This is a genomic window from Gorillibacterium massiliense (assembly GCF_000455485.1).
In the GTDB taxonomy this organism is placed as follows: Bacteria; Bacillota; Bacilli; order Paenibacillales; family NBRC-103111; genus Gorillibacterium; species Gorillibacterium massiliense.
In genome coordinates, this window is the sequence record NZ_CBQR020000150.1 from 15811 (window position 1) to 37440 (window position 21630).

The window sequence follows — 21630 nt, forward strand, 5'->3', positions numbered from 1 at the left end:
AAGAATTAAGCTTTCTCAACCTGCCCGCATTACTGAATTAGCTTTTTGATCGGAGGGTGCACCGTGAGTACATTCAAGCTGGAAATCGTGACCCCGGAACGCAAAGTGTATGAGAAGGACGCCGACATGGTCGTCGTCGAAGGCGTTGAAGGCCAATTGGGTATTCTCGCCAACCACATTCCTTTCGTGACTCCCTTGAAAATTGCGCCGGTGCGCATCAAGCTGGGGAATACCGAAGATGAAGTGGCGGTACACGGCGGTTTCATGGAAGTCCGCAAGGATAAAGTGATCATCCTGGCCGAACTGGCCGAGCTGCCTGGCGACATCAACCTGGAGCGGGCGGAAATGGCGAAGGAACGGGCGGAAAAACGCCTGAACCAGCATGAGTATGATCATGCCCGGGCTGAACTCGCGCTGCAGCGGGCAATCAACCGGATTCGCGTCGGCGAACACCGGTAAAGGAAACGGCCTGCGAGTGCGGTTAGTACACCGGATTGTGCCGGGTGAAACACGAGTAGAATAAAACATGAAAGAGCTGTCCCCAGGGAACTGAACGACCTGGCGGGCGGCTTTTTTTATATCCTCAGATTTTACGAATTGAAGCAGAAATAGCAGGTTTCCACTAGGGAAAACACCGCTCTACTGTTTAAGATAGCTTCATTCGCTTATTCGTGTTCAGAAAAGCCGATGTCGGCTGTCTTTTTTTGCTCTATTTTTAAAGATAGCGGAATAAGTTAAAGGTATGGAATAGCAATGAGAAAATAGTAGTACAGATAGGAAAATAAATAGACAAACATTGTGAAAAAAGGTACGTACTGCGGTTTTGTAATTATTTGATGAAAAAACAGGAAAGAGAATACGAGTGGCGAAATAAGAGTACAGGCATATCTCCGTCACAACCCATTCAAAATGATGGGAAATGTTGGTGGGGTCGCGTGAAATAACTGTGAAAGTTCGTTAAAAAGCGAAATTTGCATGCAATGGGGGTGTGCCAGCTATTAGACAATTTTTTTGACGCTCTGATATAATAAGAAAGCACTTACATTACCTAAGGACGGGAGGCAACAAGAAATGAACACCGCAAATTTTGTCATTGTGGCGATTTTTATCGTATTGGGTATTTTCCTCCCAGTCGCCGCATGGACAGTCGGCAGATTTTTGCGTCCGAAAAATCCGCTGTACGAGAAATTAACCACGTATGAAAGCGGTAACGAGCCGACGGGCGAAGGCAATATTCGCTTTAATATTCGTTACTACCTGTTTGCGTTGATGTTCGTCATTTTCGATGTGGAGACAGTCTTTCTTTACCCGTGGGCGGTTGCTTACAACAAGTTGGGAATGTTCGCCTTTGTGGAAATGTGCGTCTTTATCGTCATGCTCGGAATCGGTTTGCTTTACGCTTGGAAGAAGAAGGTGCTGCAATGGACATCAATTTAAACAGTGCTCCTCTTGACGATGAGAAGGAGTTGGAACGCAACGTCTTTCTGACGACGCTGGAGCAGGTGAAGGGATGGGCGCGGAGTAGTTCTATGTGGCCTCTCAGCTTCGGGCTTGCCTGCTGCGCCATCGAAATGATGGGCATCGGCGGACCGCATTATGATTTTGACCGCTTTGGCCTCGTTTTCCGCGCATCACCCCGGCACGCAGATTTGATGATCGTCGCCGGAACGGTCACGAAAAAAATGGCCCCGCTTCTCCGCCGGCTGTACGATCAAATGCCGGAACCGAAGTGGGTTATTGCCATGGGCTCCTGCGCAATTGCAGGCGGACCTTACGTGAAATCCTACTCGGTCGTCAAGGGCGTGGATGAAATCATTCCAGTCGATGTTTACATCGCTGGATGCCCGCCTCAACCCGCAGCACTGCTTTACGGCATAAATAAGCTTCAAGAGAAAATCCGGTATGAAGCGAAAACCGGGAAGCGGGTGACCAGTCGATGACCGAAGAAAAGAAAGCGCCGGAAACGGAAATTGCCGGCGAAGAGATAAAGGCTGAGGCGCCCGCAGCGGTTGAAGCCCCGGCAACTCCGGAGGCACCTGCAGCACCAGCTGCGCCAGCGGCACCGGCTGCCGCTGCGGACCCGGAAGCAGCCGCTAAGGCTCGCGCTGAAGCGCGCGCGGCCAGAGCTGCGGCACGGGAGGCAGCACCCGCAGCGGCCCCAGCCGCGCCAGCCGAAGAAGCGGCGCCGAAGGAGCCGTCCCCGCTGCAGCCCCGACTGGATCGCGTTGTCGAGCTGATCCGGGAAGCGGTAAGCGACGAAGCCGTGGTTGAAGCGACTTTGAATGAACGGGACAATGACCTGCCGACGCTGACCGTCAGCGCTGCGCATTTGTCCGCTACAGCGCGTTTATTGCTGGAAAATGACGAACTGAAGCTTGACTTCCTTCGTCTGGTAGCCGGGGTCGACCGGGAAACCTACATGGAAGTCGTCTACTACCTCCTTTCCACGAAAACGCTGCATGAATATTGCCTGAAGGTGAAGACCGACCGGGAAACGCCTTCCGTTCCTTCCGTCACGCCGGTTTGGCCTACAGCTAACTGGATGGAACGGGAAACCTTCGACCTTCTGGGCATCGATTTTCCGGGGCATCCCGATTTGCGGCGGATTATGATGCCGGACGACTGGGTCGGCCATCCGTTGCGCAAAGATTATATCCCGTTGGACCCGGAGGTGTAACCCAAAGTGATTCGAACGGAAGAATTGCTTTTGAACGTAGGTCCTCAGCATCCCGCCACCCACGGTGTTTTTCGCATTATCGTCAAGCTGGACGGTGAAGTGATCACCGAGGCGACGCCGGTGATGGGCTACCTACACCGCGGCACGGAAAAGCTCGCGGAAGATTTGAATTACACTCAGATCATTCCCTATACGGACCGGATGGACTATGTTTCGTCCATGACCAATAACTACGCGCTTGTCACCACCGTCGAGAAGCTGATGCAAGTGGAAATTCCCGAACGGGCGGAATTTTTGCGCGTCATCGCGATGGAGCTGCAGCGGATCGCCAGCCACCTCGTATGGTGGGGTACATATCTGCTGGACATGGGGGCGCTCACCCCGTTTCTTTTTGCATTCCGCGACCGGGAACTGATCCTCAATCTCTTTAATGAGCTTTGTGGCGCGCGGATGACTTACAACTACATGCGCATCGGCGGAGTGAAGTGGGACGCACCTCCTGGATGGATTGAGAAAGTCCGGGATTACTTGACTTACTTTAAGAAGCAGATCAAAGAGTACACGAACTTGATCAGCGGCAATGAAATTCTGTTAGCCCGGCTCAAGGGCGTCGGCCAGTACACCGCGGAGGAAGCCATTGCCTACGGTTTGACCGGCCCTAATCTGCGTTGCACAGGCATAGACCGGGATTTGCGCAAAACCAATCCCTATAGCGTATACGACCGTTTTGATTTCGATGTGCCGGTGGGCAAGAACGGCGATTGTTTTGACCGTTATTTTATTCGTGTTGAAGAAATGCGTCAGTCGCTCCGTATCCTCGAACAAGCGATAGCTCAGTTTCCGGAGGGTCCAACCATGGGCAAGGTTCCGAAGGTGCTGCGTGTACCGGAAGGCGAAACCTACGGTGTCGTGGAAGGTCCCCGGGGAGAACTCGGCTGCTATGTCGTATCCAAGGGCAAGGATAAGCCGTACCGGCTGAAATTCCGCCGTCCTTCTTTCGTCAATCTCGAAATTCTGCCCAAGCTCTTGGTTGGGGAAACGATGGCCAACCTGGTCACCATCCTGGGCGCTACCGATATTATCGTCGGGGAGGTGGACTGCTGATGGGCGATTTGCTGAATCAACCGATATCGTGGTGGAGCTTTTTCGTTTTCGTCTTTTTCGCAGTCGTTTTACTGGTTATCATCTTAACTTATGTTGTGTACGCGATCTTTTTCGAACGCAAGGTCATCGCTTGGATGCAGTTCCGGATCGGACCCAACCGAACGGGTCCATGGGGTCTTTTACAGTCCGTGGCGGACGTCATGAAGCTGTTGTTTAAAGAAGATGTCGTTCCCCGCAAGGCGGAAAAATATCTCTTTCTCATCTCTCCGGTTATTGCATTCGTGCCGTCCTTCGTCATCATGGCAATCATTCCGTTTACGGATAAGCTGTACTTCACAAACCTGAACATCGGCATTTTATACTATGTCGCTTTGTCGGGCATCTCGACCATCGGCTTCATGCTGGGCGGCTGGTCCTCGAACAACAAATACGCCTTGATCGGCGGCATGCGCTCGGCGGCGCAAATGGTCAGCTACGAGATTCCGCTGGTTATTTCCGTCACCGGTACCGTGATGATGGCCGGAACGCTCAACATGCACGGTATCGTCGAGTACCAAGCCGGTGGCTTCTGGCACTGGAACTTCATCCCGCAGATCGTCGGCTTCGTGGTCTTCATCATCGCCGGCATTTCCGAATTGAACCGGACGCCCTTCGACTTGCCGGAAGCGGAAAACGAGCTGGTTGCCGGCTACAACGTCGAGTATACCGGTTTCCGTTACGCCTTTTTCTATCTGACCGAGTATGTGTACACCTTCGCTATGGCCTGCTTGACCACGGTTCTGTTCTTGGGCGGCCACCATGCGCCCTTCCCGGCTCTGGAAGGCTGGCACACCGGCAACGTGATTCTGGACGTCATTCCCGGCTTGTTCTGGTTTGCCGTGAAATTCGTCTTCTGCGTATTCTGCATGTTCTGGGTACGGGCGTCGATGCCGCGGGTGCGGGTCGATCAACTGATGAGCTTCGGCTGGAAAGTGCTGCTGCCGTTATCCTTGCTTAACATCTTCATTACCGCCGCCATCATGCAGATCTTCTAATCCAACAAACCGAACGCCGCTTCTCATTGTTGATGAGCGCGGTCAGTCCAAAGTGAGGTGAAATGCCTGTGAGAGGCATAGCCAAAGGGCTGGGCACTACCTTGAAGGTAATGTTCACCAAGAAGGTTACCCATTCCTATCCGGAAGTTCCGCTTCAAATGCCGGACCGTTTCCGGGGGATCCAACACTTTGATCCGGAGAAATGCATCGTCTGCAACGCCTGTGCGCGTACGTGCCCGACGGATTGCATCACGTTGACAGGTAAACCGAATCCCGACCCTGAGAAAAAAGGGAAGGTCATCGATACCTTCGACTTGAATTTTGAACTTTGCATTCTCTGCGATCTTTGCACGGAAGTATGTCCGACCGAAGCGATCGTCATGACCAACAACTTCGAAATTGCGGCATACACCCGCGATGAGCTGTTCAAGGATAAAAAATGGCTCAGCGAAAACAACAGCAACATCCGTCAGGAAAACAATTCCGCGATGCAGAAACTGGGGGCTAAGAAAGATGCTGAATAATCTTGTTGATAATCTTTCGGATGCAAGCAGTATTTTCTATCTGATTTTCGCGGTATTGGCCATCGGCGGCGGCATTATGATGATCAACGCTGAGAAAGTCGTCTACATGGTTCTCTCCATCGCGGTGACGTTCCTCAGCTTGGCGGGTCTGTACATTATGCTGGAGGCGGAATTCGTCGCTTTTGTCCAAGTGCTGATTTACGCCGGCGCCGTCACTATCCTGACGATTTTCGGCATAGCGCTGACCAAGACCCATAAGGCTGAAGGGGATGAGGAGGGCGAAGGGGAAGGCGATCAACGCAAGCCGGCCTATATCGGCGTGGTGCTTGCAGCCTGTCTGGTCCTTTTCGGCATTCTTTTCTACGCCATTCAAAAGGCAAGCTTCCCGGGCGGCACCTTTGATCCCGGAAAGGACAATCCGCTGGAGCTCGGCAAGCTTCTATTCAACGTTCACGTCATTCCGTTTGAAATCATGTCGGTTCTTTTGACTGTCGCGTTCCTCGGAGCTGTCATTATTGCCAGACGGGAGGAGGATGAACAATGAGCGAAATCATTACTCCTTATTTAACCCTTGGAGCGATCCTGTTCTGCATCGGCCTGTTTGGGGCGTTGACGAAAAAAAATGGGGTCATCGTTCTTCTTTCTGTTGAGCTCATGCTTAACGCCGTCAACCTGAATCTCGTCGCCTTTTCCAAATTGGGCGTCAATCCGTCTTTGACGGGGCAGATTTTTTCGCTGTTCACCATGACGGTGGCGGCGGCAGAAGTCGCGGTGGGAATCGCGATTCTCATTGCCTTGTTCCGCACGAAGGGAACATCGGATGTTACCGAAATGGATGAAATGAAGAATTAACCTGCATCGCAGGAAAGGCTAAACGACGTTTTGACTTGAAGCTTTTAGGAGGCAAGAACCATGTCCGATTTATCGCAGTACGCGTGGTTGGTCCCTCTTTTCCCGCTGCTCGCGTTCGTGGTATTGATAGCGGCCGGCAAGCAATTGAAGGGGCTGGGCGCAATCGTCAGCATTGTCGCCGCTCTAGCATCCTTCGTGATGGCTGTTCTGGTGTTGATCGGACGGCTTGACGACGCTCGCGACTATACCTGGAACTCGCTGGAATGGCTCAAAATCGGCGATTATACGCTGAAAATGGGCTTTGAGGTAACCAACTTGACCGCGCTGATGCTTGGGGTCGTCACCCTGGTCAGCCTGCTGGTCGTCCTTTACTCCAAGGGGTATATGCACGGGGATGAGCGAATCAACGTGTTTTACGCGTATGTTTCCCTTTTCACCTTCTCGATGCTGGCACTGGTGCTGGCGGAAAATCTGATTGAGTTGTATATCTTCTGGGAATTGGTAGGCGTTTGTTCCTTCCTCTTGATCGGGTTCTGGTTCCACAAGCCGGAAGCGAGAGCGGCTGCCAAAAAAGCTTTCATCGTCACCCGTATCGGGGACGTGGGCCTGTTCATCGCCACTCTGCTGTTATGGTGGAACATGCCGAACCATGATGTCAGCTTCTCGCAGATCCATAACTTCTTTGGCAACAGTCCCGCGCTGGGAGCCGGCCTAATCACCTTGATCGGTATCTTGATTTTTGTCGGCGCCATGGGTAAATCCGGTCAATTCCCGCTACATACTTGGCTTCCCGACGCCATGGAAGGTCCGACGCCGATCAGTGCGCTGATCCACGCCGCTACCATGGTCGCCGCCGGGGTATTCCTGGTGGCACGCACTTATGATATTTTCATGGCATCCGCCGATGCCCGTCTCGTTGTTGCCATCGTCGGGGGCTTTACCGCGATCTTTGCGGCTACCATCGGCACGGCGCAAAACGACATCAAACGGGTGCTGGCTTACTCCACCGTCAGCCAATTGGGTTACATGATGATGGCTCTTGGCCTCGGCACTGAGCTGGCCTATGTCGCTGCGATCTTCCATCTGTTAACCCACGCCTTCTTCAAAGCGCTGTTGTTCCTCGGCGCTGGCAGTGTCATTCACTCCGCCGGAACCCAGGATATTCGCGAAATGGGCGGCTTGGGCAAAACGATGAAGATCACGGCCTGGACCTTCGGGATCGGTGCACTCGCTCTTTCCGGTATCGTGCCGTTTTCTGGCTTCTGGTCCAAGGATGCGATTCTGGCGGAAGCATACGACAACAATCAAATCCTGTTCTGGGTTGCACTGGTGGCGGCTTTCTTCACCGCCTTCTATATGTCCCGGGTCTTCTTCATGGTGTTTGCCGGCAAGAGCCGTTCCAAAGCGGACGCTCACGGTCACGGCGAGCCTCATGAATCTCCTGCTTCTATGACGATTCCGTTGATCATTTTGGCTGTTCTGGCCACTGTCGCCGGTTTCGTGATGATTCCGGGCATGAACGGCGGACTGGGTCACTGGCTTACAGGCGGTGCTCTGGAAGAGAAAGCCAACATCACGGTCATGGTGCTTTCCACCGTTGCCGGACTCTTGGGTATCGCTTTCGGTTGGGCCATGTACTCCAAACAAGCCATTTCTTCGACGATTGTGTCGGGCAACTTGCCTTGGTTGTACACCCTAGTTCACCGTAAATATTTTATCGACGAAATCTATCAAGCGATCATTGTTACTCCGCTGAAAGGCTTGGGCCAACTGCTTGCCCTCTTTGACGAGTATGTCGTGGACGGCATCGTCAAAGCCGTAACCTGGTTCTTCCTGTGGCTGGGTCGTCTCATGACGCGCCTGCAAAACGGCCAAATGCAAACCTACGGTTTGGTAACGGTGCTCGGTCTCATTGTGCTTGTGCTCGTTCTGGCGGGAAGGAGGTTCATCCATGTTTTCTGATTGGCCGATTCTCAGCTTGATTGCCTTCTCGCCGCTGTTAGGCGTCCTTGTGCTGTTGTTCCTGAAAAAAGATAACGGACGTTGGATCAAGATCGTCGGCGTTTCCGCCACGATTATCCCGCTGGTGCTGTCTGCTCTGCTGTATGCCGATTTCAATGCCGCGAGTTCCGCTTCGCAGTTCGTGGAGAAATACGATTGGCTGAACATTCCGCTTAGCGCGGCGCAGATCAGCGAGGATATCACGTCTTTCACCATCTCGTTCCAGTACCATTTTGCAGTGGACGGTTTATCCATGCCCTTCGTGTTCCTGACTGCACTCATTGCAACTATGGCGGCACTGGGCTCGGTTTATATCAAAAAGAGATGGAAGCTCTACTATATTCTTTTCTTGATCCTTGAAACCGGCATGTTCGGCGTGTTTATGGCCCACGACGTGTTCCTGTTCTTCCTGTTCTTTGAAGCCGTGCTCGTTCCGATGTTTTTCCTCGTCGGCATTTGGGGCTATCTGGATCGGGAAAAAGCAGCCATCAAGTTCCTGCTCTACAACGGCTTGGGCTCGGCGATCATGCTGCTCGCCTTCCTCATTCTCGTGACGACGGCTGGCTTCAGCGAAGCGCAAAACGCCTCCGGCTTCTCCATTGTGTTCAGCGGCAATCTGGATACGATCATGAACAACCTGTTCCATAATCCGGATGCATACGTGAACATTAAGGAAGCTCCGTTCCATCTGACAGCTGGTTTGAAGACCACGCTATTCGCCATGTTCCTTGTGGCATTCGGCATCAAGCTGCCGATCTTCCCGTTCCACACGTGGATGCTGAAGGTGCACCAAGAAGCTCCGCCTTCCATCGTTATGATCCACTCCGGCATTTTGCTGAAGATGGGCGCCTACGGTCTGATCCGTTTCGGCATCCTCATCTTCCCGGAACAAGCCAAAGATTGGGCAGTGGCTCTGGCGATTTTGGGCGTCATCAACATTTTGTATGGAGCGGTTCTCGCTTTCGTTCAAACCGACTTCAAACTGCTGCTGGCCTACTCCAGTATCAGCCATATGGGCATCGTGCTTCTCGGTATCGCGGCCTTTAATACTACGGGCTTGAACGGCGCGGTTTTCCAAATGGTATCCCACGGCTTGATCTCGGCACTCTTGTTCCTTCTCGTTGGAGCCATCTACGAGCGGACCAAGACCACCGATCTGGATCAGCTGGGCGGCCTTGCGGCCAATGTTCCGTTTATCGGCGGCATTTTGCTGACGGCTGGTATGGCTTCCCTCGGTCTGCCCGGATTATCCGGCTTTGTCGGCGAATTCCTGAGCTTCCTCGGTCTGTTTGACTCGATGAAGTGGATCACCGTCGTAGGTGCCTTGGGCATTATCTTCGCGGCGGTATACATGCTCCGCGGGGTTCTCGGCATTACCTTCGGACCGAATAAATTCAAGGAAGTCGTTATGCGCGACGCCCGTCTAATCGAAGCGGTACCTATGATCATCCTGGTAGCCTTTATCCTGCTGCTGGGCTTGTACCCCGGTATCCTGAATCATACCCTTGATCATACGGTAACCGGTTTTGACCAACACATTCAGTCGATTCTGACGGCAAAGGCGGGTGAATAGACCAATGGATACACAAGCATTTACAGGGCTGACGCTTGCGGACATGGGGCACCTGGCTCCGGAGCTGACGCTGGTCGCCTTCACTCTTGCCCTGATTCTTCTGGATTTGTTCCTGCCGCGGAAAATGAGCAGGACCGTCATCGGTTGGCTTTCCCTCCTGGGTGTCGCCGTATCGGCCGGCTTCGTCATCTACAACCTCGATCCTGCAAATACCGTCAGCCTGCTGGGCGGCGCGTACCGGATCGATGATTTTGCCAATATCCTTAAATTGATCTTCCTGGTGGGCACGGCGCTGATCCTGCTCATGAGCTTCGGTTCAACGGAAGAGGAAGAGATCCATCAAACCGGCGAGTATTATTACCTGCTGCTCCCGGCAACGATGGGCGCCATGTTCATGGCTTCCTCCAGCGACTTGATCACCTTGTATGTCGGCCTGGAAACCCTCAGCATCGCATCCTATGTACTGGTGGGCATGCGCAAGAGAAACCTTCTCTCCAGCGAGGGCGCGTTCAAGTACGCAGTGCAAGGCGGAATCGCTTCGGCCTTCATCCTGTACGGTATGTCCTTCCTGTACGGTATGACCGGCTCCACCAATATTACGGCGATTCGCCAAGGCATCGCTCAATTGGATCCGTCCATGGAAGCGATGCTGTACATGAGCTTCTTCCTGCTGCTGGCTGGTTTTGGCTTCAAAATCGCCGCTGCGCCGTTCCATACTTGGGCTCCTGACGTTTATCAAGGAGCGCCGACGCCGATCTCCGCCTTCTTGGCGACTGTTTCGAAAGGCGCCGGTTTCGCCGTCATGTTCCGTCTTTTCTACGGCATCTACCTGCAATCCGATTCTAGCGGCGCACCGCTGAATATCCAAAAGGACGCTTTCTTGGCCTTGTGTGTCGTTGCGGCTGCGGCTATGATCGTCGGTAACGTACTGGCGCTCAAGCAAAGCAATATGAAACGACTGTTGGCTTACTCCGGTATTGCCAACGCGGGTTACTTGCTGGTACCGTTGGCGGCGAAATTCTCTCTGGTGCATTACTCCAACTTTGCGGAGTTTTCCTACTACCTGACAGCTTACATGCTCATGAACATCGGCGCCTTCGCCGTGCTGATGGTTGTGAAGAAAGCATCGGGCACCGAAGATGTCCGCGGCTATGCCGGCTTGTTCTACCGTGCTCCTTGGACAACCTTCGCTATGGTTATCCTGGTCCTGTCTTTGGCAGGTTTCCCGGTTACCGGTGGCTTCTTCGGGAAGATCTTCATCCTGATGGGAACCTTGGAAAACAAGATTTATTGGCTGGCTTCCATCATGCTGGCGACCAGCGTGCTTTCGTTCTACTACTACTTTGGCGTTATCCGTCAAATGTTCATGCGTTCGGAAGCTCAGCAAACCGAAGTTAAACCTGCCAAAGCGCTGATCGTTACGATCTGGATTTGCGCACTGGCTAGCGTAGCGATGGGTGCATACCCGCAAGGTCTGCTGCGATTTGTCAACGAAGTATTCAACCTGCTCGAAGTGTTCTAAGACGGTTGTCTGCCGGGCGAATAGTTGATCTTTGTCCGGTCGAAAGCATAAGGAAAGCCCTCCCTATCTACCCTTACGGGCCGATAAGGAGGGCTTGTTTTTTGCGAGATTGGACTTCATCCTCACTTTGACTTCAACTGATCGAATGGAATATTGGGCATATCCTCGTCGCTTTTTTCAAAACTAGGCTTCGACAGATCGCCAATTAACATGCCTTCTTGTCCTTTGAAAGAGTAGATTTTATTTTTAAAAAGGATCGTCGCGTTCCACGTGCCCACTGCATTTTTCTGTGGCTCCCACTCCAGGTAACCTGATATTCGAGAACCTTGAGAAAGATAGAAGGTGCCTGGTTCACTTATTCCAACAAATAAATCATTAGCGGCCACTATTTTCATTATGCCATTGGAATAGTAGTCAGGAGAAAGTCTGATCAAACGATCCCACTTCTTTCCATCTACTGAATAATAAGTATTATCCGAACTATCTGATAGCCAAAATCGGTTGGATTCCCAAGTGATATCATAGATCCGAGACACGCTATCTATGTTGCTTTTCGACCACTTCACACCATCAGATGAGGTTTCAATTACTCCATATTTTCCAGCGGCAACAATAACTTTGCCATTAGAGGAAAGAGCGGAAACATTGTCAATAAGTTCAGGGGACATGGCAAAAGTAGCGGCGCACTTTGTCCATTTCCTACCATCTTTTGAAGAATAGAGGGTTCCATTGTCTCCACCTATGTAGATCTTGTCACCAAACTTCCGAATGACATTTAAACTGTTCTTCGTTGGCGAAGGCAGGTTGCTCCACGTTATCCCGTCTTTGGATGCCATTATTATTCCTTTGTGGCCGACTGACAGAAATTCGCTACCGGTCCAAGCTACACTATTTAGCGGAAAAGAATCTATCATTTCATTGCTCTTCCAAACACCATTTGAATCGAGCCGAATACTTGCTGCATAACTCCCTTTGGGTACATCATAAGAAGCCCTGTAACCCCCAACCATGACCATCTTATCGGGACTAGCCGCAGCATCGTTCATCGCATCAAAGAAATGCAGCGGGAATCTTTTGATGTAGGTCCAACCCAATCCGTCTTTGGATTTCAACAATCCGCGAGAGGTAGAAGTAATTAGCTGTTCATTGTTATAAAGAATATAAAATAGAGTCGCGTCGTCATTTGATAGTTTGACGGGTGTAAGCTTGTTGTCTTTTGTTGTAGACATCATAACCCTATGGTACGTGCCATCCTTCATACGTTCATTACCGGCTAAATAAAACCGGTCTTTGACCCATGTTGCTTTGTACCAGTAAATGGTGCTGTTTATTTCCGTCCAGTTCACTCCGTCTTTTGAATAGATCAACGATTGATCACCAACGCCATAAAAGAGACCGCCGCCATAGTCGATATCCCAAATGGTTAAGTCCTTTTTACTGGTCTTGTATTTCTTCCAGGTAATCCCGTCCTTCGAAACCACGGCTTCATTTCCTTTATAACCCAATCCTACAAACACACCATTGCCATAAGCGATTGATTTGATGGATGTCTTTAAACCGGATGTTCGTTCAGTCCAATTTAAACCATCTTCCGATGTGAAGATTACTCCGACTCCGTTAGGCCCGCCAGTTGCAACGAAACGCTTGCCATCCCAAGCAAGATCATCTAGCCAACTATAAGTTCGGAATACGTAATCCACAGGCGACCAGTCTATCCCATTCGTTGATGTCCAGATTGATTTATTCGCACTGTCTGCGTGTTCTACAGCTACAAATTTATCCTTGGCCCAAATAATACGATTAAACCGGTCACCCTTATATTTATGTGGAGTCCAGTTTATTCCGTCTTTCGACGTCATGACTGTTCCTTCTTCAGATGCGCCGACATATGTTCCATTCCCGTATGCATAATCGCTTATATAATAATTTTGAAAACCGGTCTGTTCTGTTTTCCATGGAATGATGAGTTTATCTGACTCTGAAACAAGACTGGGATTCTCAGGAGTTTCTGGAGATTCGCCATGGATAATAGAGCCTGGGATGATGAGTAAAAAAACAATAATCAAAAGAATAAAAGTTCGAACAAATCCGCCATATTTCGTTTTAACTTGCAGCAATTGTTTTCGCCCCTTTGATGGTATAAGTACACGTAAAAGTACGTTTACCAATTCTATAATATGGAAGAAATACCTTCTTTCATATTCAGCCGATTCTAACAAAGGTGGGTGAATAGACCAATGAATACACAACATTTACAGGGCGGATGCTTGCGGATAAGGGGCATTTGGTCTTGTTCCTGCTGCGCAAATTGGGCAGAACCATTAGCGTTTATCCTTGGCTGGGTTCTGTCTTGCGGATGAAAAATCCGAGAATGACGCCGAAAACGGCGATAAACATGATGATCGAGAAGGCATGGCTATAAGCATACATCCAAGCCGTCGTGTGATCGGGACCTCCTGATTGGAGGTGTTTTCCCACGCTTCTGGTCAAGCTGGTCGTCATCCCGGCAACGGCGAGAGAGGTGATCACTTGCTGCATGGCGCTGGTAAGGGAGGAAACACGAGTGGCCAAGTGAAGGGGAGCGGATTTCATGACATGGGTGTTCAGCGGCATCATACAAAGCCCCATACCGGCGCCCATCAAGACAAGAGGAGGAATAATTATTCCGAGAGAAGCGTCGCCGGAAAGCCGGGAAAACAAGAACGTAGCTGCAGCAAGCAAACCGCAGCCGGTGATAGCCAGCCAGCGGATGCCGAATTTGTCGAACAAGCGGCCGGCAAGCTGCATGAAAGCAGCGGAGGCAAAAGAATAGGGGAGAGTCACGAGCCCGGCTTCAAAAGCGCCGAAGCCTCATTCAACCATATTCGGGCTAGCGGCCTGAACGGTATGGAATCCGCCCCCTTCGGTAAGGCTGGGACTGTATGCCGAAAATGGGCAAACGTTTGCCTATCTGCCCGTGGCAAATGAAACCTTTTGACGGAAATGGCCGTTATTTATTACAATAAAGGGTGCTGGGACTTTCGTACTGTTTCTTTTTTGCAAGGCAGGAGGAGGTTCGATAAACAGCGAATACGAATATAGACAATTCGGGGGAGATTCCATCGAAAGAGCGGGGAATTTCGGAAAAGTTGTCAGCAAGGAGAGCGTGTATGAGGATCAAGGGCTTTGCCGTATTGTTGTTCCTGTTGTTCCTTCCGGCGAATCTCGCTCTTGCTGCGCCTTCTTCGGGGGACACCACCTCGGTGCCGGCGGCTACGCCGCTTAAAGCGAACCTTCCTACAGAAAGTCGCCGATCCAATGACCCCATGGAGAGTCATCAAAAATATTTGAATCAAATTCATGCCTTCGAAGCCTGGAGCGTCGTGACGGGAAATCCCGAACGAGTCATCGCCATCGTGGATACCGGCGTTGAGCTGAACCATCCGGATTTAGCGTCACAGCTTGTTTCCGGCATTAATCTAGTGAATCCAGGTACGCCTCCCAATGATGACAACGGCCACGGTACCAACGTGGCGGGTGTCATCGCCGCAGTAGCCAACAATGAAAAAGGCATCGCCGGGTTATTGTGGGATGCGAAAATCATGCCGGTGAAAGCGCTGGAGTCCGATGGCACCGGCGAAGAAGATACGCTGGGCGAGGGAATCCGTTATGCCGTTGACCACGGAGCTTCCATCGTCGTTCTTTCACTCGGTCTTAATAAACCATCCGAATATATGGAATCCATCGTCCGTTATGCGGAGAAAAAAGGCGTGCTGCTCGTAGCCGCCGCCGGCAATGAAGGCGGGCCGGTGAAGTATCCGGCTGCTTATTCCACCGTTTTGTCGGTGGGGGGAGCGACAGCGGATAATGAACGTTCCGTTGCCTCCAACTATGGCGATGAACTGGATGTTTTGGCTCCCTGGAGCGTGTTTACTACCGCTCGGCAGGGAGGTTATCAGTTCAGCGGAGGAACGTCACTGGCAGCGCCGCAGGTAGCAGCTGTTTGCGCGATGGTATGGGCGCTTCATCCCGAGCTGACGCCTGCGCAAATCCGCGATATTATCCGTCGTTCTGCCGAAGATTTAGGCAAGCCGGGCTGGGACCCGGAAACGGGCTACGGTCTGCTTCGGGCGGATCGCGCTATTGCGATGGAACCGAGTATCGACGCTTATGAAGAAACGGATACGAAACCGGCAACAGGTCAGGATGAGTCTGCCGTTACAGGGAAGAAGACGCCGATCCCCCGGATTTTGCCGATGAATAAACAAAGTGAGGCCGGATTTACCGGATCTCGCGATGAAGATTGGTATTTCGTGGATGCCCCCTTCGACGGGTTTCTCGATCTGACTCTTGAAGCCGGGGGCTGGGAATACAAGACCCAGGGCTGGCAGACCGAGAGCTTTCTCGGTGGGGAAGACAAGGGGAGCTCTTTTTCCTTTAAAGCGGGTGATGGAGGCGGAATCGCTACATTGCCGGTACATAAAGGCCGTACCTATATTAAATTAACGGGCCCATCCGATGAAATTAGGACGGACCCCGCAATCGATGACTCCGAACTCCGGTATTCGAATAAGCCGATTTTGCAACCTTACCATTTGACACCGCGTTTTCGGATGAATCCGGATGCCTTTGAAGGTAATGATCGCCCTTATCAGGCATATACCTTGCCTTTACGCAGCCAGTCGCTGGTTGGCAATTTCGATACCGTCGGCGACAAGGATTGGTTTCAGCTGCACCTTACGGCGGCAAGCCGCGTCCGATTTACGGTTTCAGTAGACAGCAAGAGACTGGACCCAACCTTATTGATTCGCAGAGAGAATGAAGAGGGTGTCTTTCTCGATCAAGAAAGTGACGGCGTTACGGAAAGATCCCCTGTGCTTGCGCTTGAGCCTGGAACGTACTATTTGCGGGTAGGCAATGTCGCCCGTTCCGCCTATCCGGCTGTGGGCGAATACACGCTGGATATTGAGTTCGATTCCGAGATGCCGGACCCCAATGAACCCAACGATGCCTCCTACGAAGCGTCAATCATGAGGCCGGGAGTGTCCTACAGCGGTAAGCTGAACGACGGCGCAGATGCCGATTGGTTTACCTTCACCTTGGACAAAGAAGATGAAATCAATCTGGAGTGGAACGCGGGAACCTTAAGCGGGAAAGAGCAGCCTGAGATTCTGGACCAAGGGCTCCGGCCCGTTAAGACGGAGGTTCAGGAGCCTTCCCCCTTGTGGTCGGAAATGGGAAGACAGCCTACATGGAGATACACAGCCAGACTCCCCGCAGGCGTATACTACATCAAGTTGGCTTCGAAAGACGCGGTGGGCGATATCTACAGCTTGCGGCTCACGACTGCAAACTCTGGGCCTTAAAGCCACTAACAGACCTTGAGTGAAAGGAGATCCTCCAAAACATGACCGATAACACTTTGGCTCAGTCCATGGCGATCAGCGGCCTGGGCAGCATTCTCATTACATTGGTCTGCATTACGTTAGCCTGGCTGTGTCTTCAGCAGTTTCGGTTTGATCTGTTCCTCAAACAGCCGAAATCGCCTATGGCAAAGCTGCTGCAGATCTTCCTTTCCATCGTCCTTGGGTATGAATTGGGGCGGTTCTTGATGGATTATTTCTCTTGGTCTCAACTGCTGCCGGGACTGTTTTGAACGCGGCGGCATATGAAAATGTGTAACGACCTGTGTCCATTGGGGCGATTTAACGGCAATCCCACCGCATAAGAGATAGCCGTGTTGCTCAAAATGGTTATAGATAAAAGAACGACCACATGAAAAATGAATGAGGCTGCGAATATTATGGCGATTATGCAAAAATTCGAATGGCGCGGAGGGACAGGGGCATGAGCAAAATCATCGTCCGCGGAGGGAATCCACTGACTGGCGTGGTTAAAATTAACGGAGCAAAAAACGCAGTGCTACCCATACTGGCAGCATCTCTGCTCGGTTCCGAAGGGACGAGTGTCATTCATGACGCTCCTCCGCTCGACGATGTGCACACCATCAACAAGGTGATTCAGAGCCTTGGGGCAAAATCCGACTATCTCAGCGATACGGTGCGGATCGATGCGACAAATTTGGCGACTTCGGAAGCTTCCCCGGAATGGGTCCGGCGTATGCGGGCTTCCTTTCTTGTACTGGGTCCGCTTCTGGCCCGTTTGGGCCGGGCGAAGATCGCTCTTCCCGGCGGCTGTGCCATCGGCTCCCGTCCCATTGATCAACACCTGAAGGGCTTTGAGGCGATGGGAGCGACCATCGATGTCGGCATGGGCTATATTGAAGCCCGCAGCGAGGGACGGCTGAAAGGCGCCAAGATCTACCTGGACGTTGCTAGCGTAGGCGCTACCGAGAACATCATGATGGCCGGGGCATTGGCCAAAGGTACGACGTATATCGAGAATGCCGCCATGGAGCCGGAGATCGTCGACTTAGCCAACTATTTGAATGCCATGGGGGCGCGAGTCCGGGGGGCCGGAACCGGCGTCATTCGCATCGACGGCGTAGAGAAACTTGTGGGCGCCACCCATACCGTAATCCCCGACCGGATCGAAGCGGGCACATATATGGTTGCCGCAGCAATAACTGGCGGAGATGTAGAGGTGGAGGGAGCAATCGGCAACCATCTGCGGCCGCTTATCTCCAAAATGCGGGAGATGGGTGTCGAGATAACGGAAAACGAGACCTCTATTCGGGTTTCTGCCAAAGTACCGCTGCGTGCGGTTGATGTAAAAACATTGCCGCATCCAGGCTTTCCGACGGATATGCAGTCGCAGATGATGGCGCTGCTTCTCAAGGCCGAAGGGGCGAGTTTGGTAACGGAAACGGTATTTGAAAACCGCTTTATGCACGTGGAAGCCTTCCGCGCCATGAATGCGGATATTAAAGTGGACGGCCGGACTGCCCTTGTAAAAGGCGGAGCTCGCCTCAAAGGGGCCAAAGTGTGCGCTTCCGATCTGCGGGCGGGAGCTGCGCTTATTTTGGCTGGCCTTGTGGCGGAAGGCGAAACTGAAGTGACTGGTGTTCAGCATATCGACCGCGGCTATGTCGGCATTGTGCAGAACCTGTACGCTCTGGGAGCTGACATCAATCGGTTGGAGCCGGCAGATATCGCCGTGAAGGAAGAATACGAAGGCGTTCCGCTTTTCCAAATCCAACCTACATTAGCTTAATGAGCTGCCCTTATTTCCCGATTATCCGAAAACGAAAAACAAATCAAACCGCCTCCGGTTGCCGTCCCCAAGGACGAAACAGGGGCGGTTTTTTGCTTCCTCAAACCTGTCATATGATATTCTGCACTATGGTACACGGAATAGCCGCTGTATAATCAAATTGGACAAGGAAAATGGTAGTGACGAAACTCATGATTTGGCAGGTGAAAGGATTTGGCAACATGTCGCAGCCTGATTCAGGCCGTCACAAAGGAGCTTCTGCATAAGCGGGAGTGGCAGCGGCTGGATCTTTTCATATTCGCTTTGCGGACGCTTTGGTTTGCATGCAGCATCGCGGTTCTTACCCGGAGCTATGCAGGAGGCGACTTTTATAGCATCCTGTTGGCTTGGTTCATTTTGTCTTATTTGATTCCGCAAGTTTTCTTTCGCCCGGGCTCGGTTCGCCCGACTCCTTATTTGCTGGCGGAAACGCTGATAACCGGTGGATTGTTCCTCTACTCGACGCCGATCCTTGGCGGAGTGGGGGTTTATAAATTCCTTTATTTGCCATTAACCTTAGGCTATTTGAGCGGAAAGAAAAGTATTTGGCTCACCGCTCCCTTGGTTTTACTGATTTTGCCGGCGCTCACGTTATGGTGGGGGAAACCGGAAATAACCTCGATGTCCGCCATTGATTTTTTTGCTTCCTATTGTGCTCTGTACGGTTTAGGGTATGCCCTGAACTTTATCACCTCATCTCATAAGCAGACAAGCGAGCTCCTGCAAACGATCCGGGAAAAAAATGAGGCGCTGGAGCAGTACTCCCGGCAGGTGGAGACCATCGCCGTGCTGGAGGAGCGCAATCGGGTGGCCCGGGAGCTCCATGACACGGTAGGTCATTCTTTTACGACAGCCGTTATGGGTATGGACGCAGTACGGCTTCTGATTGACCGGGCTCCGCAAGAAGCGAAAGCCAATTTACAGGAACTTCTCACGGCCACTCGCAGGGGATTGGATGAGGTGAGAGCCAGCATTCACCGGATGGCGGAAGAGGAAGTGGAGCTGTCGGCGGTGCTGAGCCGCGTCACTACCGTATTTGCGAAGCATACCAGCACCTCTACGGAGCTGGAGATTATCGGCCAGGAGCGCGAGACATCCCAGACGCTTCGGTTGGTCCTTACCCGTTGTTTGCAAGAGGCACTGACCAATGCCAAAAAGCACGGAGACGCCAAGCGGGTGCGCATCCGTCTGACTTACGCGCCAGCCTTCGTCGAGCTATCTGTAAAAGATAACGGGATAGGAATGGCTGCCGTTGTCGAAGGTTTTGGTCTCCGCTCCATGAAGGAGCGTTTGTCCGCACTGGCGGGAATGCTAGAAGTGATTTCGAGCCCCGGAGAGGGAACCGACGTCCGCTGCCGCGTTCCCTTGCGGGAGGATCAGTTGGTTGTACAAGAGCAGCAAGAGCGGGACGTTCTTGAAACGGGGCCTGTTGGAGGGGGAATGAAACGATGAGTCAAATTCGTATAGCCATCGCGGAAGACCAAGAGCTAATCCGCAAAAGCCTGGGCATTGTTTTGGGTTTAGAACCGGATTTTGAAATGGCGGGCCAGGCCGAGAACGGGGAGGAAGCGGTGCGGCTCTGTGAAGCTGGGGCGCCCGATATTATCCTGATGGACATTAACATGCCGGTCATGGACGGCGTCGAGGCGACGCGGATCATCAAAGAGCGCTGGCCGCAAGTAAAAGTCATCATTCTCACCACTTTTCAAGAGGTGGATTATGTGCTGGAGGCGCTCAATTCCGGTGCCGAGGGCTATATTTTGAAAGCCATCGATCCCCGAGACTTGGCTTCGGGCATTCGCCATGTTCATCGAGGAGAAACGCTGATCCCACAGGAGTTGGCCAAGGCGATCTTTAGCCAATATAAGGGGAAGGCAGCGGCGGGGTCAGGATCGGAAGGATTCCCGGGAGGGCAAGGGCAAGAATCTTGTTCAAACGGGGGGGCCGGGAACGGTAAACCCATTGACTACGGTCTGAGCGACCGGGAACTGCAGGTATTGGACGCTCTTTCCGCCGGTTTGTCCAACCGTCAAATCGCCGAGAAGCTGTATTTGTCGGAAGGGACGGCGCGCAATTACATCAGTTCGATTTTTTCCAAGCTGGATGTGCACAACCGAACGGCAGCGGCCAAGAAAGCGAAGGAAGAGGGGCTTTTGTAGCTGCTGCTTTGCCCCTTCATAAGACTTTATAAGTCTGGCACTATAAATAGCCTTATTCCCGCTATGGCAAAAACGCCGCTCGTCCTGTTAGGACTGCGTTAGCCGTTTAGCCTTGCGTGATTCGTCACATGACGGATGACACTACACGCTTATGACAACTAGCTTGTATGCTGAGATCAACGAAAACGAAACCTTCCGATAAAAGGAGCCTGATTTCCATGGTGAATGCCAACGATCCAAAGAACGGACAGCCTAACGGCTTCGAACAGCCTGGCGAGCCTAGCGCCAGCTTTCGCATTGACCCTACCTTTCCGCCAAACCGCGGCGCTGAAGAGCACTACCGCTACCAGGAGCCGCCTTACGGCAGCGTTCCGCCTTTCCGCCCCCCGGTTTCCTCGAAACCGCCCAAAAGCCGGGGCAGCGCCATCGGGTTTTCTTTCATTTTTCCCGGGATGGGGCACTTGTATCTGGGGTTGATGCGGCGGGGCCTAAGCTTCATGATTTCGTTTATCCTGAACATCGCGCTCCTCCCTCTTGTTGTTCAAGTCTTTGAGAATAATGAATCGGTAGGCGTTCCGATCATCGTTTTTATGGCGCTGCTGTTGCCCCTCCAATACGTCTACTGTTTGTTTGACGTGAGCCATCGGGCCGACCTGGTCAATAGCTGGCTCACGGGCTTGGACGACCGTCCCGAGCGGGAATTGGACGCTATGCTGGTCAAGCCTGTCATCGCCGGGAACATTCTGCTGTATCTCGGGATTATCCTCATGATCTACACCGTTTTTCCGGGCTGGGCAAGTAAACTCTTTACCGAATACGGCGGAACGCTGTTGGCGCTGGCGCTTATTGTCGGAGGCGGCCGCATTTTATACAAAATGAAATAAAAAACTTCCGGCACGAATCGATTCCTTCAGATCCTATTCGATAACCTTGTGATACACGAGGTTGCGAGTGGATCTGGGGGCTTTTTTTATGCAGCGAAACGACACGAAA

General features: G+C 52.0%; 19 protein-coding genes and 1 pseudogene. 18 read left to right on the top strand and 2 right to left on the bottom strand.

From position 1 onward, the window contains the following. Window positions 1-63: 63 nt before the first annotated feature. The 12 genes from TJ79_RS20995 to TJ79_RS21050 all read left to right on the top strand — a co-directional run bounded on the left by TJ79_RS20995 (window position 64) and on the right by TJ79_RS21050 (window position 11287). A complete protein-coding gene (locus TJ79_RS20995) occupies window positions 64-459 on the top strand; it encodes a F0F1 ATP synthase subunit epsilon (protein WP_040952312.1) in 396 nt (131 codons plus the stop codon). Between the two features lie 612 nt (window positions 460-1071). Then, window positions 1072-1437: an NADH-quinone oxidoreductase subunit A gene (locus TJ79_RS21000; protein ID WP_040952313.1), complete on the top strand. Its 366-nt coding sequence runs from the start codon at window positions 1072-1074 to the stop codon at window positions 1435-1437. Further along, window positions 1422-1940, top strand: a complete 519-nt coding sequence (locus TJ79_RS21005; RefSeq protein ID WP_040952314.1) for a NuoB/complex I 20 kDa subunit family protein — start codon at window positions 1422-1424, stop codon at window positions 1938-1940. The genes TJ79_RS21000 and TJ79_RS21005 overlap by 16 nt, the downstream gene beginning before the upstream one ends. Then, window positions 1937-2677: an NADH-quinone oxidoreductase subunit C gene (locus TJ79_RS21010; protein ID WP_040952315.1), complete on the top strand. Its 741-nt coding sequence runs from the start codon at window positions 1937-1939 to the stop codon at window positions 2675-2677. Before TJ79_RS21005 ends, TJ79_RS21010 begins: the two co-directional genes overlap by 4 nt. Window positions 2678-2683: 6 nt before the next feature. Beyond that, the gene (locus TJ79_RS21015) at window positions 2684-3781 is read left to right on the top strand and encodes an NADH-quinone oxidoreductase subunit D (RefSeq protein ID WP_040952316.1); all 1098 of its coding nucleotides are present in this window, start codon (window positions 2684-2686) and stop codon (window positions 3779-3781) included. Beyond that, window positions 3781-4815 carry an NADH-quinone oxidoreductase subunit NuoH gene (gene nuoH, locus TJ79_RS21020; RefSeq protein WP_040952317.1) on the top strand — a complete coding sequence of 345 codons (1035 nt, stop codon included), beginning with the start codon at window positions 3781-3783 and terminating at the stop codon, window positions 4813-4815. The genes TJ79_RS21015 and nuoH overlap by 1 nt, the downstream gene beginning before the upstream one ends. A gap of 68 nt (window positions 4816-4883) precedes the next feature. Continuing rightward, on the top strand, window positions 4884-5339 hold the full coding sequence (gene nuoI, locus TJ79_RS21025; RefSeq protein WP_040952318.1) for an NADH-quinone oxidoreductase subunit NuoI: 456 nt from the start codon (window positions 4884-4886) through the stop codon (window positions 5337-5339). Continuing rightward, window positions 5329-5883, top strand: coding sequence for an NADH-quinone oxidoreductase subunit J (locus tag TJ79_RS21030; protein ID WP_040952319.1), 555 nt, complete (start codon window positions 5329-5331; stop codon window positions 5881-5883). The genes nuoI and TJ79_RS21030 overlap by 11 nt, the downstream gene beginning before the upstream one ends. Continuing rightward, a complete protein-coding gene (nuoK, locus tag TJ79_RS21035) occupies window positions 5880-6191 on the top strand; it encodes an NADH-quinone oxidoreductase subunit NuoK (RefSeq protein ID WP_040952320.1) in 312 nt (103 codons plus the stop codon). Before TJ79_RS21030 ends, nuoK begins: the two co-directional genes overlap by 4 nt. A gap of 60 nt (window positions 6192-6251) precedes the next feature. Beyond that, entirely contained in the window at window positions 6252-8153 is a 1902-nt protein-coding gene (gene nuoL, locus TJ79_RS21040; RefSeq protein ID WP_040952321.1) for an NADH-quinone oxidoreductase subunit L, read from the top strand. Further along, window positions 8143-9765: a complex I subunit 4 family protein gene (locus TJ79_RS21045; protein WP_040952322.1), complete on the top strand. Its 1623-nt coding sequence runs from the start codon at window positions 8143-8145 to the stop codon at window positions 9763-9765. Before nuoL ends, TJ79_RS21045 begins: the two co-directional genes overlap by 11 nt. A gap of 4 nt (window positions 9766-9769) precedes the next feature. Then, window positions 9770-11287: an NADH-quinone oxidoreductase subunit N gene (locus TJ79_RS21050; RefSeq protein ID WP_040952323.1), complete on the top strand. Its 1518-nt coding sequence runs from the start codon at window positions 9770-9772 to the stop codon at window positions 11285-11287. Window positions 11288-11409: 122 nt separating this feature from the next. Here TJ79_RS21050 and TJ79_RS21055 read toward each other — a convergent pair whose 3' ends face one another. Then, window positions 11410-13404, bottom strand: a complete 1995-nt coding sequence (locus TJ79_RS21055; RefSeq protein WP_040952324.1) for a sialidase family protein — start codon at window positions 13402-13404, stop codon at window positions 11410-11412. 211 nt (window positions 13405-13615) lie between these two features. Then, window positions 13616-14125: pseudogene (locus tag TJ79_RS21060) on the bottom strand (MFS transporter); the annotation flags it as partial. Window positions 14126-14436: 311 nt separating this feature from the next. On the opposite strand from TJ79_RS21060, the gene TJ79_RS21065 reads away from it, so the two are divergent. The 6 genes from TJ79_RS21065 (at window position 14437) to TJ79_RS26230 (ending at window position 21521) form a co-directional block, all read left to right on the top strand. After that, window positions 14437-16632 (top strand): S8 family serine peptidase, encoded by a 2196-nt coding sequence (locus TJ79_RS21065; protein ID WP_052339833.1) that lies wholly within the window; start codon window positions 14437-14439, stop codon window positions 16630-16632. 41 nt (window positions 16633-16673) lie between these two features. Beyond that, window positions 16674-16922, top strand: coding sequence for a DUF1146 family protein (locus TJ79_RS21070; RefSeq protein WP_040952325.1), 249 nt, complete (start codon window positions 16674-16676; stop codon window positions 16920-16922). A 191-nt stretch (window positions 16923-17113) separates the two neighbouring features. Then, on the top strand, window positions 17114-18439 hold the full coding sequence (gene murA / locus TJ79_RS21075; RefSeq protein ID WP_040952326.1) for a UDP-N-acetylglucosamine 1-carboxyvinyltransferase: 1326 nt from the start codon (window positions 17114-17116) through the stop codon (window positions 18437-18439). A gap of 213 nt (window positions 18440-18652) precedes the next feature. Beyond that, on the top strand, window positions 18653-19930 hold the full coding sequence (locus tag TJ79_RS26225) for a sensor histidine kinase (RefSeq protein ID WP_052339834.1): 1278 nt from the start codon (window positions 18653-18655) through the stop codon (window positions 19928-19930). Beyond that, on the top strand, window positions 19927-20637 hold the full coding sequence (locus TJ79_RS21085) for a response regulator transcription factor (protein WP_040952327.1): 711 nt from the start codon (window positions 19927-19929) through the stop codon (window positions 20635-20637). The genes TJ79_RS26225 and TJ79_RS21085 overlap by 4 nt, the downstream gene beginning before the upstream one ends. A 218-nt stretch (window positions 20638-20855) precedes the next feature. Next, window positions 20856-21521 carry a hypothetical protein gene (locus tag TJ79_RS26230; RefSeq protein ID WP_052339835.1) on the top strand — a complete coding sequence of 222 codons (666 nt, stop codon included), beginning with the start codon at window positions 20856-20858 and terminating at the stop codon, window positions 21519-21521. Window positions 21522-21630: the final 109 nt, after the last annotated feature.